At 47.1% G+C, this 16,310-nt stretch carries 16 protein-coding genes and 5 tRNA genes; 20 read left to right on the top strand and 1 reads right to left on the bottom strand.

The features are described 5' to 3' along the window. Positions 1-23: 23 nt before the first annotated feature. The 7 genes from BM359_RS01140 (at position 24) to BM359_RS01110 (ending at position 2,733) form a co-directional block, all read left to right on the top strand. Complete coding sequence (locus BM359_RS01140; RefSeq protein ID WP_054487130.1) at positions 24-1,406, top strand: class II fumarate hydratase; 1,383 nt, start codon at positions 24-26, stop codon at positions 1,404-1,406. Between the two features lie 24 nt (positions 1,407-1,430). Continuing rightward, positions 1,431-2,099 (top strand): SDR family oxidoreductase, encoded by a 669-nt coding sequence (locus BM359_RS01135; RefSeq protein WP_054487127.1) that lies wholly within the window; start codon positions 1,431-1,433, stop codon positions 2,097-2,099. A gap of 144 nt (positions 2,100-2,243) precedes the next feature. Then, a tRNA-Met gene (locus tag BM359_RS01130) sits at positions 2,244-2,320 on the top strand. A 19-nt stretch (positions 2,321-2,339) separates the two neighbouring features. Further along, positions 2,340-2,424 (top strand) — tRNA-Leu (locus BM359_RS01125). 20 nt (positions 2,425-2,444) lie between these two features. Then, a tRNA-Gln gene (locus BM359_RS01120) sits at positions 2,445-2,519 on the top strand. Between the two features lie 38 nt (positions 2,520-2,557). Continuing rightward, positions 2,558-2,632, top strand: a tRNA-Gln gene (locus BM359_RS01115). A gap of 14 nt (positions 2,633-2,646) precedes the next feature. Beyond that, a tRNA-Leu gene (locus BM359_RS01110) sits at positions 2,647-2,733 on the top strand. Between the two features lie 77 nt (positions 2,734-2,810). Here BM359_RS01110 and BM359_RS01105 read toward each other — a convergent pair. Then, a complete protein-coding gene (locus tag BM359_RS01105) occupies positions 2,811-3,953 on the bottom strand; it encodes an FAD-dependent monooxygenase (RefSeq protein ID WP_054487125.1) in 1,143 nt (380 codons plus the stop codon). 88 nt (positions 3,954-4,041) lie between these two features. On the opposite strand from BM359_RS01105, the gene BM359_RS01100 reads away from it, so the two are divergent. From BM359_RS01100 to rlmH, 13 genes are all read left to right on the top strand, one after another. Further along, entirely contained in the window at positions 4,042-4,929 is an 888-nt protein-coding gene (locus tag BM359_RS01100; protein WP_224798035.1) for a DMT family transporter, read from the top strand. 79 nt (positions 4,930-5,008) lie between these two features. After that, positions 5,009-6,448: a tRNA (N6-isopentenyl adenosine(37)-C2)-methylthiotransferase MiaB gene (miaB, locus tag BM359_RS01095; RefSeq protein WP_054487121.1), complete on the top strand. Its 1,440-nt coding sequence runs from the start codon at positions 5,009-5,011 to the stop codon at positions 6,446-6,448. A gap of 15 nt (positions 6,449-6,463) precedes the next feature. After that, positions 6,464-7,453 (top strand): PhoH family protein, encoded by a 990-nt coding sequence (locus BM359_RS01090; RefSeq protein WP_054487120.1) that lies wholly within the window; start codon positions 6,464-6,466, stop codon positions 7,451-7,453. Beyond that, entirely contained in the window at positions 7,453-7,944 is a 492-nt protein-coding gene (gene ybeY, locus BM359_RS01085) for an rRNA maturation RNase YbeY (RefSeq protein ID WP_054487118.1), read from the top strand. Before BM359_RS01090 ends, ybeY begins: the two co-directional genes overlap by 1 nt. After that, entirely contained in the window at positions 7,941-8,828 is an 888-nt protein-coding gene (gene corC / locus BM359_RS01080; RefSeq protein WP_054487117.1) for a CNNM family magnesium/cobalt transport protein CorC, read from the top strand. The genes ybeY and corC overlap by 4 nt, the downstream gene beginning before the upstream one ends. Then, positions 8,828-10,339 carry an apolipoprotein N-acyltransferase gene (gene lnt, locus BM359_RS01075; RefSeq protein WP_054487115.1) on the top strand — a complete coding sequence of 504 codons (1,512 nt, stop codon included), beginning with the start codon at positions 8,828-8,830 and terminating at the stop codon, positions 10,337-10,339. The genes corC and lnt overlap by 1 nt, the downstream gene beginning before the upstream one ends. Positions 10,340-10,427: 88 nt before the next feature. Then, positions 10,428-10,625: a hypothetical protein gene (locus BM359_RS01070; protein ID WP_054487112.1), complete on the top strand. Its 198-nt coding sequence runs from the start codon at positions 10,428-10,430 to the stop codon at positions 10,623-10,625. Between the two features lie 36 nt (positions 10,626-10,661). Next, complete coding sequence (gene leuS, locus BM359_RS01065; RefSeq protein ID WP_054487109.1) at positions 10,662-13,238, top strand: leucine--tRNA ligase; 2,577 nt, start codon at positions 10,662-10,664, stop codon at positions 13,236-13,238. Between the two features lie 3 nt (positions 13,239-13,241). Further along, entirely contained in the window at positions 13,242-13,727 is a 486-nt protein-coding gene (locus tag BM359_RS01060; RefSeq protein ID WP_054487107.1) for an LPS-assembly lipoprotein LptE, read from the top strand. A 12-nt stretch (positions 13,728-13,739) separates the two neighbouring features. After that, on the top strand, positions 13,740-14,822 hold the full coding sequence (gene holA / locus BM359_RS01055; protein WP_054487105.1) for a DNA polymerase III subunit delta: 1,083 nt from the start codon (positions 13,740-13,742) through the stop codon (positions 14,820-14,822). Further along, entirely contained in the window at positions 14,819-15,448 is a 630-nt protein-coding gene (nadD, locus tag BM359_RS01050; RefSeq protein WP_054487102.1) for a nicotinate-nucleotide adenylyltransferase, read from the top strand. The genes holA and nadD overlap by 4 nt, the downstream gene beginning before the upstream one ends. A 63-nt stretch (positions 15,449-15,511) precedes the next feature. Further along, complete coding sequence (gene rsfS / locus BM359_RS01045; protein ID WP_054487100.1) at positions 15,512-15,832, top strand: ribosome silencing factor; 321 nt, start codon at positions 15,512-15,514, stop codon at positions 15,830-15,832. Then, positions 15,833-16,303 (top strand): 23S rRNA (pseudouridine(1915)-N(3))-methyltransferase RlmH, encoded by a 471-nt coding sequence (gene rlmH / locus BM359_RS01040; RefSeq protein WP_054487098.1) that lies wholly within the window; start codon positions 15,833-15,835, stop codon positions 16,301-16,303. It abuts the gene before it with no gap. Positions 16,304-16,310 lie beyond the last annotated feature (7 nt).

Raw genomic sequence — 16,310 nt, 5'->3', positions numbered from 1 at the left:
GCTCGATGACAGGAGGGATACTCATGAGCCAGGATTATCGCACAGAGAAAGACAGCATGGGCGAAATCAAAGTCCCCCAAAATGCACTTTACGCCGCGCAAACTCAGCGCGCAGTTGATAACTTTTCCATTAGTGGGCTCACTCTGCCGGCTAAGATGATACAAGCCATAGCAATGGTAAAAGCCAGTGCGGCAAGGGCTAACGCTAAAATCGGGCAGTTAGACCAAAAACATGCCGACGCTATTGAGAAAGCCGCTCAGGAAATCATTGATGGGAAACATCTCGAACACTTTCCGGTTGATGTATTCCAAACAGGCTCCGGCACAAGCTCTAACATGAATGCCAATGAAGTCATTGCAAATTTAGCAAAGCAGCAAGGGCTGGACATTCACCCCAACGACCACGTCAATCAAAGTCAGTCGAGTAACGATGTTATTCCTACTGCCATTCAAATTGCTAGTGTTCTGGCGGTCGAAAAACAGTTAGAGCCGGCATTAAAGCAGTTAGTTGACACCATCAGAAGCAAATCCATTGAATTACGGGATGTTGTAAAGACAGGCAGAACGCATTTGATGGATGCCATGCCTATGACCATGGCGCAAGAATTAGAAGCCTGGGCGGGCCAACTGGAAGTCACAACCGAGCAGCTTCCGCAATTACTGCAACGCAGTCGTATCCTTCCTCAAGGTGGAACAGCCATAGGTACAGGTATCAATGCGCCTAAAGAATTTGCCGCCGAATTTGCCGACGCACTAACCCAGGTAAGTGGCAGTCAATTCAAGCCTTCGGCTAACCCTTTTACCGGTATTGCGGGGCAGGAAGTCAATTTACAGCTTTCGGCCCAACTGAATACACTGGCGACAACGCTACTTAAAATCAGTAACGACTTGCGCTGGATGAACAGCGGACCACTGGCCGGATTAGGCGAAATTCAGCTCACCGCATTACAGCCCGGAAGCAGTATTATGCCGGGTAAAGTGAACCCGGTAATACCCGAAGCAGTGGCAATGGTTGCAGCTCAGGTTAATGGCAATCACACAACAGTGACAACAGCGGCTCAGCAAGGAAACTTTCAGTTAAACGTAATGCTGCCGGTTATTGGTTACAATTTACTCCAGTCCATTGATTTACTGAGCAACAGTTGCAACGCCCTGGCCAGTAAAGCCATTGCTGATTTTGAAGTTAATGAAAAGCGTCTCGAGCAGGCACTGTCTAAAAACCCCATTCTGGTTACCGCTCTTAACCCGGTTATTGGCTACAATAAAGCCGCTGAAATAGCCAAAACGGCTTATAAAGATGGGCGCGCGATTATTGACGTTGCGGACGAAATGACAGACTTAGGTCGGGATAAACTTGAACAGTTACTGGACCCTAAAAAACTAACCGAAGGCGGCGTTAACGAGTAACGCAGTTAATATGTGGAGTACAAAATGAGTCAAAAAGAAGTTCTGATTACCGGAGCAAACCGCGGTATAGGTTACGAGTTTGCACGCCAATATGCCCAAAAGGGCTATAAAGTTGCTGCGGTTTGTCGTAACAATTCAAAACAACTAACGGAACTGGATGTCGATATTGTTGAAGGCATAGATGTGACTAAAGCATCGGACCTTCTTCGCCTTTCTGAAACTTTAGGCGATAAAAAGATCGATATACTGGTGAATAACGCAGGCTTGCTGCACAAAGACGTACTAGGAGAACTTGACGCTGGTAATATTCGCGCCCAATTTGAGGTGAACGCTCTGGCACCTCTGCGTGTCACTGAAGCTCTACTGCCCAATTTAAAAGAAGGCAGCAAAGTAGCAATGATTACCAGCCGAATGGGGTCTATTGCCGATAATGGTTCCGGCAGTCGCTATGGTTACCGTATGTCAAAAGCAGCATTGAATGCGGCGGGAAAATCCTTGTCACTGGACTTAAAAGATCAAGGGATTTCTGTTGTTTTGCTGCACCCAGGCTTCGTACAAACCGATATGGTGAATCATGCTGGCGATATTCCGGCTGAAACCGCAGCAGAGCGCTTAATTCAACGTATTGATGAACTAAGTTTGGATACCACAGGTCAGTTTTTCCATAGCAACGGTGAAGGCCTTCCTTGGTGATTTGATGTCTTTTTAAACAAATCACTGTTTTTTTGCTCAAACGCGCCCGTTAATCTCGTTTTTTATCAAAAATAGGTTGACGGGCTGCGGAGCGATTTGCATAATACGCGCCGCACTCACAGAGAGCGGTAAGTAAAAAGGTATGGCTACGTAGCTCAGCTGGTTAGAGCACAGCACTCATAATGCTGGGGTCGCAAGTTCGAATCTCGCCGTAGCCACCAACCTTTAACTGATTATGATGCGGACGTGGTGGAATTGGTAGACACGCTGGATTTAGGTTCCAGTGCCTCACGGCGTGAGAGTTCAAGTCTCTCCGTCCGCACCAACTCTCAGAGCAGCTAAGATTGGGGCATAGCCAAGCGGTAAGGCAGCGGGTTTTGATCCCGCGATTCCCAGGTTCGATCCCTGGTGCCCCAGCCATTAGTTGTTTCCAAAAAGTGATTGCAGTCCTAGTAGGATGGGGCATAGCCAAGCGGTAAGGCAGCGGGTTTTGATCCCGCGATTCCCAGGTTCGATCCCTGGTGCCCCAGCCATACTAACTACTGTTGCGGTGGTGGCGGAATTGGTAGACGCGCTAGCTTCAGGTGCTAGTGTCCGCAAGGACGTGGGGGTTCAAGTCCCCCCCTCCGCACCACATTACTCGAGTGTTATTCTGCTCAAGTAAGAGTGGAAAAACAGAAAGGCCACCTTAAGGTGGTTTTTTTGTGCCTGTTACTTACCGACAGCCTGCTGCAACAACCAGCGCTTAACCCAGGGTAAACCCGCTACTTTCAATGATACTGATGTTGCCAGCTGCATTATAGGGCTACTGTTGCGCCAGCCAAACTGTATCGCATCCATCATTCGCATCATTTTTGCATTTTCACGCCGACGGGTTCGCTCATATTCAACGAGTGCGGTGCTTTGCGAGTATTGCTCTAAGGTTTCAATCAGACAGCGGACATCGGCAAAACCCAGGTTAACCCCCTGCCCGGCCATTGGATGAATACTGTGAGCAGCATCACCTAATAGAACAACAGAGCCGTCTTTAACATAATGACACGCATGCTTTCTCTGCAGAGCAAAGCTGGCACTCTTTAATAATTGGAAGTTACCAATATGTGGCGCAAACGTCTGTTTTAAGTGAGACTCAAGTGCTCGCTTATCTTTTTCTAACGCAGTGATGTCATCACGTTTACTGTAATCAATTAAGCAAGCCTGATTCTCTGTCAGCGGTAACAATGCATAAGGCCCCTGAGAACGAAACACTTCCCAGGTTTCACCCGCTATCGGCTTTTCAACACGAACATTTGCCAGTAAGCATCGTTGATCATAATCCCACCCTCTGTAATCAATACCTGCAGCTTGCGCTACTTTAGAGTGAGCGCCGTCACAGCCGAGCAGTAAATCATAATTCAGACGTTCGCCTTTGTTTAAAAAGGCCGTGCGGGATAATGTATCAAACCCTTCAAGTTTGTCATCGGTTCTCAAACTCACATTTTTCAAAGCCCGTAGTTGAGCCCACAGCGCCTGTTGCAAAGCGTTGTTTTCAACCATGACGCCCAATTTTGAAAGACCGGCTTCGTCAGCATGAAAAGATAAGCTCGTTCCGCTTATCGATGTGACCGTTAAGCGGTCATAATCAAACACCCGTGAATGCCGGACATCTTCCCCAATGCCCAGCCCCAGCAACCACTGCCAATTACTGTTATTCACCGAAGATATGCGTAAGTCCCATTCGGGATCAGTATTTTCCTCAACACTTGGCGGTTTTGGCTCCAGCAAAGTCACCTGCGCGCCTTTCTGAGCAAAAGCTAACGCTGCTGCCGCCCCGACCATTCCGCCGCCGTTAATTAATACTGATAGCTGTTCCATGTCTATGCTCTCACTTGGGGTATTTGCCGCTAGCCCTTATAAATAACACATCTAAGGGTTAATTTCCGTTATCATAGCCAATTAGACGATGTTCAGAGTAGTTTTTATGCAGGCCAGGGAAAGTACACAAAAAGCTGTGATTATTGCCTCATTGCTTATTTTAAGTGCTGAGGCCAGCTTCGCTGGTGTCAGTGCCCTGGTAAAATACATCAGTAAAGACCAACCTTTTGAGCAACTGGTCTTTTTTCGGAACCTGACCGCTTTTCTTGTACTGCTCCCCTGGCTATGGCGCAAGGGAGCCGGCAACCTAAAAACACAGCGCTTAAGACTGCACCTTGTTCGTGGCGCCGCAGGCATAGCGGCAATGTATTTGTTCTTCTATGCCATTGCCACTATCCCGTTAGCGCAGGCCACATTGGTGCTGTTGCTATCACCCTTTTTAATTCCGGTTATCGGCTGGCTCTGGCTACGCGACTATGTAGCCCGACAGACCTGGCTGGCTATAGCACTGGGTTTCATTGGTGTTTTCATATTTCTTGACCCCATGAACAGCGAACTCTCTCCGGTTATTGGATTAGCCTTTTTGGCGGCTGCATTAGCTGCATTCACGAAAACTGTCATTCGGCGTATGTCTGACACCGAGTCGACAAGTAAAATCGTGTTCTATTTTTCTACTCTGGCCACAATCGCATCGGGCATTCCTTTACTATGGCTATGGCAGCCTATACCCACACAACACTGGGTTGGGGTTATTGCTATGGGCCTGCTTGCTGTTTACGGCCAGTTAGCAATGACCAAAGCGTTTTCCATAGCCCCACCGGCTAAAGTTGGGGTGTTTACCTACAGCTCAGTTCTATTTGCGGCATTGCTGGGTTACTGGCTGTTCGGGGAAGAACTTGCCTGGCACATGTTATGGGGTGCGTTAATCATTGTTGTTGCAGGCTATTTTGCTATTCGAACGCGGCGCAAAAGTTAATCATTTCAAACTTGGCAATCTGCTCCAATACGCGATAAAATAAGCGCCTTAAACGAAATCAATCAACCATCGAGTGGTCATGAGTAAGAAGCTATATATCAAAACCTGGGGTTGCCAAATGAACGAGTACGATTCTGCTAAAATGGCAGAATTGCTGCACTCAACCCACGGCTACGATGTTGCCGAAGAAGCTGAAGACGCAGATTTAATTCTGCTGAATACCTGTTCCATCCGCGAGAAGGCTCAGGAAAAGGTGTTTCATCAGTTAGGGCGTTGGAAAAACCTGAAAAAGAACAACCCCAATTTATTAATCGGGGTTGGTGGCTGCGTTGCTTCTCAGGAAGGCAATGAAATCCGCGCACGCGCTCCTTTTGTCGATATTATCTTCGGGCCTCAGACTCTGCACCGCTTACCGGAAATGGTAAACCAGGTCACTGAAACTCACGCCCCCATGGTCGATGTCTCTTTTCCGGAAATTGAGAAGTTTGACCGGCTGGCTGAACCCAAAGCCGATGGCGCCAGTGCCTTTGTTTCCATTATGGAAGGTTGCAGTAAGTACTGCTCTTTCTGTGTCGTACCTTATACGCGTGGCGAAGAAGTCAGTCGCCCCGTTGATGACGTTATTTATGAAATAGCTCAGTTGGCTGAACAAGGCGTTCGCGAAGTAAATCTCTTAGGCCAAAACGTTAATGCATACCGTGGAGAACACTACGACGGTGCTGTTTGCCGCTTTGCTGAATTACTGCATATCGTTGCCGCAATCGATGGTATTGATCGCATTCGTTACACCACCTCTCATCCGGTCGAGTTTACCGATGACATCATCGAAGCCTATAAAACCATTCCTGAGCTGGTCAGTCATTTACATTTACCGGTTCAAAGTGGTTCAGACCGAATTTTAACCATGATGAAGCGTGGACACACCGCACTGGAATACAAATCAAAAATTCGTGCTTTAAAGAAAGCGCGACCAGACATTGCTATGTCATCGGACTTTATTATTGGTTTTCCGGGCGAAAGCAACGCAGACTTTGAAGCAACGATGGATCTTATCCAGACTATTGACTTCGATATGAGCTTCAGCTTTATTTACAGTGCACGCCCGGGAACACCAGCGGCTGACTTACCTGATGATATTAGTGAAGAAACCAAGAAAGAGCGCTTGCAGTTGTTACAGCAACGCCTGAATCAGCAATCTATGGCGCATGCACGCCGTATGCTGGAAACAGAGCAGCGTATTCTGGTGACCGGCCCATCGAAAAAGAACCCGATGGAACTTACCGGGCGTACCGAGAATAACAGGGTTGTAAACTTTGTCGGTCAACCCCATATGATTGGACAGTTCGTCGATGTACGCATCACCGAAGTGCTTCCTAATTCGTTACGGGGCGAGCTAATTCGTGAAGAAGCGGATATGGGGCTGCGTATTGATACAGCGCCGGAAACTATTTTACAACGAGGAAAGTCGAGCGAGCCTGATAATCTGGGCGTCGTTCAAATGCCTCGACAAGCCAGTTAAGTAAAGAGGAAACGATTGAGTCCACAAACACAGACACTTGATTTTGAGCTAGAGCCGACGGATTCACGTCGGCTTTCCGATCTCTGCGGCCCTTTAGATGAAAATCTGAAGCACATTGAGCGCCGCCTGGGTGTCGAGATCACGCATCGCGGCCATCAATTTCGATTAATCGGCAATGCCTCCAGCGTTTCTGCTGTGCACAAGCTTCTGCTTGATTTGTACATTGAAACCGCAACCGTAAAAGGAAAAGAAGGTCGCATTGAGCCCGAGCAAGTCCACCTTGCTATTCAACAAGCAAAAGTGCTTGAGCAAAACGATGAACAAGGTGACCCTGCCGCAGAAAAAATGACTCACATTAAAACAAAGCGGGGTCTAATCAAGCCCCGTAACCATAACCAGGCCGGTTACGTTCGTGCCATTTTAGCGCATGACGTTAACTTTGGTATTGGTCCGGCCGGTACCGGTAAAACTTATCTGGCTGTGGCTTGCGCGGTGGATGCTTTAGAGCGTCAGGAAGTGCGTCGTATCCTTCTGACTCGCCCAGCGGTTGAAGCAGGCGAAAAGCTGGGGTTCTTACCCGGTGACTTAGCCCAAAAAGTGGATCCATACTTACGCCCTTTGTACGACGCCTTGTTTGAAATGCTCGGCTTTGAAAAAGTTGAAAAATTGATTGAGCGTAACGTTATTGAGGTTGCGCCTTTAGCTTATATGCGAGGGCGTACGCTTAACGATGCTTTTATCATTTTAGATGAGAGCCAGAATACGACTTGTGAACAAATGAAGATGTTTCTTACTCGTATCGGCTTTAATTCACGAGCTGTTATTACCGGAGACATTACTCAGGTTGATTTACCCCGTGGGCAGCGCTCAGGCTTGAGACACGCCATTGAAGTTCTCAATAAAGTCCCTGACATTAGCTTTACTTTCTTCCAGGCAGGTGATGTTGTTCGACATCCTGTGGTGCAACGAATTGTGCAAGCCTACGAGGATTTTGACAAAAACTAATGGCTGATTTGACACTGGATTACCAACTCGCTGATGGCGTTACTCATGCTCCGGATGAAGACGCCGTACGTGCCTGGGTTTCAACAACATTGGATTACCTCCAACAAGACAGCAAAGCGGTTGAACTAACAATACGCATTGTCGCTGAACGGGAAGCCCAGGAACTGAATAATGAGTTTCGTGGTAAAGACTATGCAACCAATGTTTTATCCTTCCCTTTCAATAGCCCGGTAGAATTACCTGTCACACTTTTAGGTGATTTAGTGATCTGCCAAAGCGTTGTAGAAAAAGAAGCGCAGGAGCAACAAAAGTCAGCGATTGCTCACTGGACGCATATGGTCATACACGGTACTCTGCATTTATTAGGTTACGATCATATTGACGATAACGAAGCAGAAGAAATGGAACAAATTGAACGTAACATCTTAGCGAGTCTGAACATCTCAGACCCGTATCAACCGATAGACAATATGGAGCTTAACACTCAATGAGCGACGACAACCCCCACTCAGCCAACGGCTCGTCGGGAAAATCCTGGGCAGCAAAACTGCTGCAAGTATTTGCTGGTGAGCCGAAAAGCAGAGAAGAACTCGTCGATTTAATTCAGGACGCTGAAGATCGCGACCTGATAGACAACGATACCAGAGAAATGATTGAAGGCGTGCTTGACGTTGCAGAACTCAAAGTACGCGACATCATGATTCCACGCTCACAAATGGTCACCATTGATATTCATCAAGGCGTGGACGAATTCCTCCCCATCGTTATCGATTCTCAACACAGTCGTTACCCTGTTGTCACCGACAACAAAGACCACGTTGAAGGTATCCTGTTAGCAAAAGATTTGTTGAGCTACGGCTTTAACATGACAGAAGAAGTGTTTTCACTTGAGAAAGTGATGCGACCTGCGGTAATCGTTCCTGAGAGTAAACGGGTCGATGTACTCCTCAAAGAATTCCGCTCTAACCGTTATCATATGGCTATTGTGGTTGATGAATACGGTGGCGTGTCTGGTTTGGTCACTATAGAAGATATTCTGGAAGAGATTGTCGGAGAAATTGAAGACGAAACGGACGCTCAGGGTGATGACGACAAAAACAACATCCGTCGTCTTAGCCAAAGCCGCTATTCCATTAAAGCCCTTACAACCATCGAGGACTTTAATCAGTACTTTAATACCAACTTCAGCGATGAAGAGCACGACACTGTTGGCGGACTTGTTGCTCATGGTTTCGGGCACCTGCCTCAGGCAGGTGAAGAAGTCACTTTAGGTAATATGACCTTTCGTGTCACAAACGCCGACAAAAGACGTATTCAGCAGTTACAAGTTAGTCTGAACTCAGATGACGATGGCTCACCGGAGTCCGAACAGTAATGATGAAGCTTTCGGGGGGCATCACACGCTCCGTGCTCTTGTTACTTTGCGGTGCAGTTCTAACGCTCGCTTACTCACCGTTCCACTGGCATTGGCTGCCTTTTATTGTCTTGCCTATTGTGGTTGGTGTTATTTGGCCTTTAGCGCCTAAACGGGCATTCAGAGCTGGTTTTATCTTTGGAATGGGTTGGTTTGCCGCTGGCCTAAGCTGGATATATGTCAGCATCGATCAATATGGCGGTGTGCCGGTACCGGTCACGCTGCTGTTATTGGTTCTGCTGTTTGCTTACCTGTCACTATTCCCTGCACTGGCATTTTGGTGTTGGCAAAAACTCTCTCACCGTAAGTTTGCCTGGCGTTTCAGTTTGCCGTTTTTCTGGCTCATTGCGGAATTGCTACGGGGCTGGCTATTTACAGGTTTCCCATGGCTAAGCCTGGGGTATAGTCAAACTGACGGCGTATTTGGCGGATTGGCCCCGGTTCTTGGTGAAACAGGTATCACAGTCGCTTTATGGTTCGCAGCGCTCAGCATAGTTATGGCTTTGCGGTTCAAAAAACCGGCGCCGCTGTTAATACCGCTCATTTTTCTCACCTGCGCTGTAGTATTTCCTAAAATACAACCGACAGAGAGAAAAACCGAATCCATGTCAGTATTACTGGTTCAGGGTAATATTCAGCAATCATTAAAATGGCAGGCGGAACAACAATGGCCAAATATTTTACGCTATCTGGATTTAACCCGCCCTAAATTTAATCACGACTTGGTTATTTGGCCGGAATCGGCGATTACCGCCCTCGAACCCTATGCAAGTGATGTCCTCAATACTGTTGAGCAATCTGCCAGTATTAATGACTCCGCCTTAGTTACCGGTATTATTGATTACGACAGACTCAACGACGATTTTTACAACTCCGTTATTGTTCTGGACAATGAGAGCTACAGTTATGGCAACACCAACCGTTATCAGAAACATCAGCTGCTTCCCATTGGTGAATTCGTTCCTTTTGAGAACCTTCTGCGTCCGTTAGCCCCGCTATTCAATTTACCTATGTCGTCGTTCAGTCGTGGCGGATACCAGCAACCCAACCTCGAGGCTAACGGCAGCAACCTTGCCATGGCTATTTGCTATGAAATTGCTTTTGCAGGACAAGTGCGAAGCAATACCTACGATGATACAGATTATCTGGTCACTATTAGCAATGACACCTGGTTTGGTGACTCTCACGGCCCCTGGCAACATATGCAAATAGCCCGTATGCGCGCTATGGAGCTGGGGAAACCTTTACTAAGAGCGACCAACAACGGAGTTACAGCCGCGGTTGACGAGCACGGCAACTACCTTGCGTTAGCACCGCAGTTTAAAGCAACGACGCTATCTACCAATGTTTATGGTGTTCAGGGCTCCACTATCTTTAACACCATAGGCAACTGGGGCGCGATAATTCTCGCCTTACTTGGGTTGTTGCCGATAATCGCTACAAAACGCACTAAGAAGCGCGCTCAAGCATAGTCATCCGGTACGAAAATCAGTACACTATAAAAGCTTAACAGAACGGTTCTGTTGCTGTTCTTTTCCATTTTTCTACAGGGATATCATTATGGAAAATATTTTTGATGCCATTCTTTTTGCTGTGCTTATTGCTGCAGGTGGTCTTGGATTAAGCTCCTGGCTTATGCTTTTCGGCATTGATAAGTCAGAGCCAGCCGAAGTCAAACAGCGCGCTGTTTTTGAAAACGGTTTCTTTGGTCTGGCCGGCATTATCATTATGCTTCTTATGTGGTACGCAATTAGCTAAGCCGACACTTAAATTCAACCGGAATCAGCAGGAATTATGCAAGAACAATACAACCCGAGCAAAATCGAATCTGCCATGCAAAAACGCTGGCAGGAGCAAGACGTATTTACGGCGAAAGAACAACCGGGCAAGGATAAGTTCTATTGCCTGTCCATGTTCCCCTACCCCAGTGGTAAATTGCACATGGGACACGTTCGTAACTACACCTTAGGTGATGTTATTAGTCGCCATCAGCGCATGCTCGGAAAAAATGTCATGCAACCCATGGGCTGGGACGCCTTCGGACTACCTGCTGAAAACGCCGCAATACAAAATAAAACGGCGCCGGCTAAATGGACTTACCAAAATATCGACTATATGCGCGAACAGCTTAAAAGTCTTGGCTTTGGCTATGACTGGAAGCGTGAGCTTGCAACTTGTTCCCCTGATTACTACCGCTGGGAGCAATGGTTCTTCACTAAGCTGTATGAAAAAGGGCTGGTCTATAAAAAGAACGCAACCGTCAACTGGGACCCGGTTGATCAAACGGTTCTGGCTAATGAACAGGTTATTGATGGGCGCGGCTGGCGTTCAGGTGCCAAAGTAGAACAAAAAGAAATTCCTCAGTGGTTTATTAAAATTACCGATTACGCTGAAGAGTTATTGAATGACCTTGAGCAACTGGATGGCTGGCCAGAGCAAGTTAAGGCCATGCAACGTAACTGGATTGGCCGCTCTGAAGGCGTCGAAATTGACTTTAAAGTTGCAGCCACTGGTGAAAGTTTACGTGTTTATACCACGCGTCCCGACACTTTATACGGTGTTACCTATATGGGTGTTGCCGCACAACATCCGTTAGCTATTGAAGCCGCAAAAAATAACCCTGAACTGGCTAGCTTCATTGAAGATTGTAAGAACAGCAAAGTCGCAGAAGCCGACATTGCAACAATGGAAAAGCTGGGCATGGACACCGGCATTAAAGCCACTCACCCAATGACAGGTGAGGAGATCCCTATTTGGGTCGCTAACTTTGTTTTAATGGACTATGGCTCTGGCGCCGTTATGGCAGTGCCGGCACACGACCAGCGTGACTGGGAATTTGCAACTAAATACAAGCTGGAGATTCGCCCGGTTATTGAGCCTATTAGCGGCGACAGTGATATTCAAAAAGCGGCTATTACCGAAAAAGGCACCGTCATTAACTCCGGGCCTTACGACGGCATGAGTTCTGCACAAGCCTTTGACGCCATTGCCACTGAATTAAAAGAAAAAGGTATTGGCGAGCGTAAAGTCAATTACCGCCTGCGCGACTGGGGTGTATCACGTCAGCGTTACTGGGGCACTCCTATTCCTATGTTGAACCTGGAAAATGGTGAATCTGTGCCGGTTCCAGAAGACCAACTGCCGGTTAAACTGCCGGAAGATGTGGTCATGGATGGTGTTAACTCGCCAATTAAATCCGACCCGGAATGGCGCAAAACGGAATACAACGGTCAACCGGCAGAGCATGAAACCGATACCTTCGATACTTTCATGGAATCGTCGTGGTACTACGCTCGTTACTGTAGCGCACAAACCGATGACGCCATGCTGGATCCAGAAAAAGCCAATTACTGGTTGCCGGTTGATCAATACATTGGTGGTATTGAACACGCAATTCTGCATTTATTGTACGCTCGCTTCTTCCATAAGCTGTTGCGCGACACAGGGCTGGTTGACTCTGACGAGCCATTCAAACGCCTGCTCTGTCAGGGCATGGTTTTAGCCGACAGCTATTACCGCGAAGACGAGAAAGGCGGCAAGCAGTGGGTATCCCCTCTTGACGTTGATATTGAACGCGATGACAAAGGCGCTATTGCCGGAGCTAAACATAAGCAAGACGGCCAGCCGGTTGCTATAGGCGGCATGAGCAAAATGTCAAAGTCGAAGAACAACGGTATCGACCCGCAAACCATGGTTGAGCGCTACGGTGCCGACACCGTCCGCTTATTTATGATGTTTGCCGCGCCACCTGAAATGACCCTGGAATGGTCAGACTCGGGTGTTGAAGGAGCGCAACGCTTTTTGCGCCGCTTATGGAAGCTGACTTACGACTTAGTTAATGCGGGTGGTGCATGCAACGGCCACAGTTTAAACTCAGATCAAAAGCAACTGCGTCGCGAACTGCATAAGACCATCGCTAAAGTCAGTGACGACATGGGTCGTCGCCAACACTTCAACACCGCGATAGCAGCAATTATGGAGCTGTTAAACCACCTGCAGAAAGCACCACTTGAAACCGAGGCCGACAGACAAATACTGGCTGAATCGATAGACGCCATGGTGCGCATGCTGGCTCCTATTACACCGCACATTTGCGAGCAATTGTGGCAAGAACTTGGCCATGAGGAACCTCTGGCGTTCGCTCAATGGCCAAGCGTCGATGAAAGTGCCTTGGTTGAAGACGAAAAGCTTATTGTGGTGCAAATTAATGGCAAGGTCCGCGCTAAACTGACAGTACCTGCCGATGCTTCAGCAGAGCAAGTTGAACAAATTGCGTTTGAGGAAGACTCTGTACAGAAACACACCGAAGGAAAAGAGATTCGTAAGAAGATCTATGTTCCCGGGAAAATCCTCAACATTGTTGTTGGATAAGCTATGCGCGCAACGTTAAACCTTGTTCTCATCCTAGTGCTGATAGCCACCCTAACCGGGTGTGGCTTTCAGCTGCGCGGGAACTATCAATTGCCCGAAACACTGCAGTCGGTTTCTCTGAAAAGTCAGGTATCAAAAGAGCTCAATGAGCATATGCAACAACGCTTTGCGCATTCTGGCATTAAACTTTCAGAGGAAGCACAACCAATAACGGTTCACTTAACTTCCGACAAATTAGAGCGAAGAACATTGTCTTTGTTTGAAAGCGGCCAGGTTGCCGAATATGAATTGCTGTACCAGGTTAACTATCAATTAATACAAAACCAGCGTTTATTACTTGAACGCACGGTTGAAGTGGCCCGGGATTACCAGGACGATCCAAACTTTGCTCTGGCAAAAACCCGTGAACGCGAAATGCTGGTCGATGAAATGAGAGCGGAAGCTTCTCGTCTTATTTTGCAGCAAATCATTTCCGAAATGTCGGAGTAAAACCTTAAAGCAATGCAAACCATTTATCCTGAAAAGCTTGAACACTACTTGCAGCAAAATGGCGCTCCATCCGTTTTGTTGGTATTTGGTGATGACCTTTTACTCAGGAATGACGCACTAAGTAGCATTCGCAAGTACTTATCCTCGGATGATCTCGAACGCATACACTGGCTGCAAAGTAAGGACTTTGACTGGCAGCAGCTTTCTTCCGGTGAACAGTCAATGAGCCTGTTCGGGAATAAACGTTTGCTGGAACTTGAGCTTCCGGATAATAAGCCGGGTCGTGACGGCTCTGCGGCTTTAACAGAATATGCACAAAATCAGTCTGAAAACGACATATTCGTTGTTATTGGTGATCGCCTTAAAAAAGAAACTCAAAACAGCCGCTGGTTCAAAGCGCTGGCGGAACGCGGCCCTTTAGTCCGGACACAAAGCCCGGATAAATCCCAACTGCCGGCATTTATTCATCAACGAGCTCAACGTTATCAATTAACCTTAGCTACAGGCGTTCCTGAAAAGTTATCAGACTGGTTTGAAGGCAACTTATTAGCTCTGGATCAGGAGCTCAGTAAGTGGCAACTTCTGAGCAATGACGGAATCATTACCGAAGAATTTCTGCAAACATCTATTGATGATGTTAGCCGCTTCAGCGTATTTGCGCTTCAGGAGAGTATTCAGCAACAGGACTACGAAGGCGCTTTGCATCGGTTAAATCGCTTGTTAGATGAAGAAAACGATTTCCATCGGCTCATCTGGATCCTCCAACGCGAGGTGCAACTGTTATCGGCTCTGCAAAAGGCGCAACAAACACAGGCTGATACAAACGCCCTGTTCCGGCAGTTTATGATTTGGCCGAATCAGCAACCCGGCTATCATAAACGAGCCTCTCAGCTGAGCCAAAAAACGGTGCTTGGCGCACAAAGACTTATTGAAAGAATCGAGGCTGCATTAAAGCTCGACAGCGGCGAGTCACCTCTGATTCTAACAACGCACCTTCTCAGTTTACTTTGCTGCAACAACGCTGATGCCATTAATCAGACTCTTTCTGTATTTAGTCACGGCATTGAGCCTAATGAGCAGTTTATTCATTTATGATACGAGCATTCTTTGGCGGAACTTTTGATCCCATTCACAACGGACATTTAGAAACAGCCTCAGCTCTGGTCGATGAACTGGACATTGCTACTTTGTCGCTCATGCCAAGCGCCGTGCCTCCGCACCGGTCTCAACCCTGCGCCAGTGCCCGGCAAAGACTGGAAATGGTGAAGCTTGCCTGTCAGCAACACCCTGCCTTTACGGCTGAAAACTGGGAATTAAAACAAGACCGCCTTTCCTACACCGCTCATACATTAAGCGAGTTTAAAGAGCGCTTTCCCAATGACATTCTGCTCTTTGTTATGGGTATGGATTCCTTAATGAGTCTCCATAAATGGCATAACTGGACACAGCTTACCGATAACGCACACCTGATTGTTATGCCGCGAGCCGGCGTAGACTTCAGCCCTCAGGATGACGAGCTAAAGTCCTTTATTGCAACGCATCTGACGAAACACAAAAAAGATTTAACCGAACAGTCTTCAGGTTATGTTTATATTGCAGAAACCCCGATGGTTGATGTTTCAGCGACTGAACTACGCAAACAATTGCAGCAACGCAAGCCTAACCTGCCTCTACCCTCCAGTGTTTATGACTACATAAGACAACATCAGCTGTATTTGTGACTGAACACTTTTCTTAATTTCTGTTAAACTTCGGGTTTTAATCCTCAAATCGGAGAAAATCTTTTGCAGGCAGAAGAATTGCGTGAATTTGTCATTGATAAAATCGATGATCTTAAAGGTCGTGACGTTCAAATTTTAGATGTTCATGATAAAACTGACGTTGTTGACTACATGATCATCTGCTCTGGCAGCTCGAAAACGCATGTACGAAGTATTGCTGAACATGTCGCTACAGAGGCGAAACATGCTGGTACACCTCCAATTGGCGTTGAAGGTGGTGAACAATCTGAGTGGGTTTTGGTTGACCTTGGTGATGTCGTGTTGCATGTAATGCAGGATAGCATTCGCGATTTCTATCAATTAGAAAAACTCTGGGGCCAGTAAGTGCAAATTCAATTACTCGCCGTTGGCACCAAAATGCCCACGTGGGTTACTGAAGGCTTTAACGAATACAAAAAGCGGTTCCCGGCAGATTGCAAACTGGTTTTACATGAAATTGCTGCTCAAAAACGTACCCGCAAAGCGGATTTAAAGCGCGTTATGCAGCAAGAAGGTAAATTACTTCTGCAAGCAATACCTAAAGGGAACCGAATTGTCACTTTAGAGGTCACAGGTCAGGCCTGGGACACACCTAAACTTGCTCAACAGTTAGAAAAGTGGCAAATGGATGGCAGAGATGTCACTCTGTTGATAGGCGGACCCGAAGGCCTCTCTGATGAGTGCCTGGCTGCAGCTGAACAACGCTGGTCATTGTCTAAACTCACTCTGCCCCATCCAGTGGTAAGGTTAATTGTCGCAGAGAGTTTATATAGGGCCTGGAGCCTAAATAACAATCATCCGTACCATAGAGAATAATAATAAC

This window comes from Idiomarina abyssalis (genome assembly GCF_900116625.1).
GTDB classification, from domain to species: domain Bacteria; phylum Pseudomonadota; class Gammaproteobacteria; order Enterobacterales; family Alteromonadaceae; genus Idiomarina; species Idiomarina abyssalis.
Note: the sequence above shows the minus strand (reverse complement) of the source record. Positions and strands in the feature narration are given on the sequence as shown.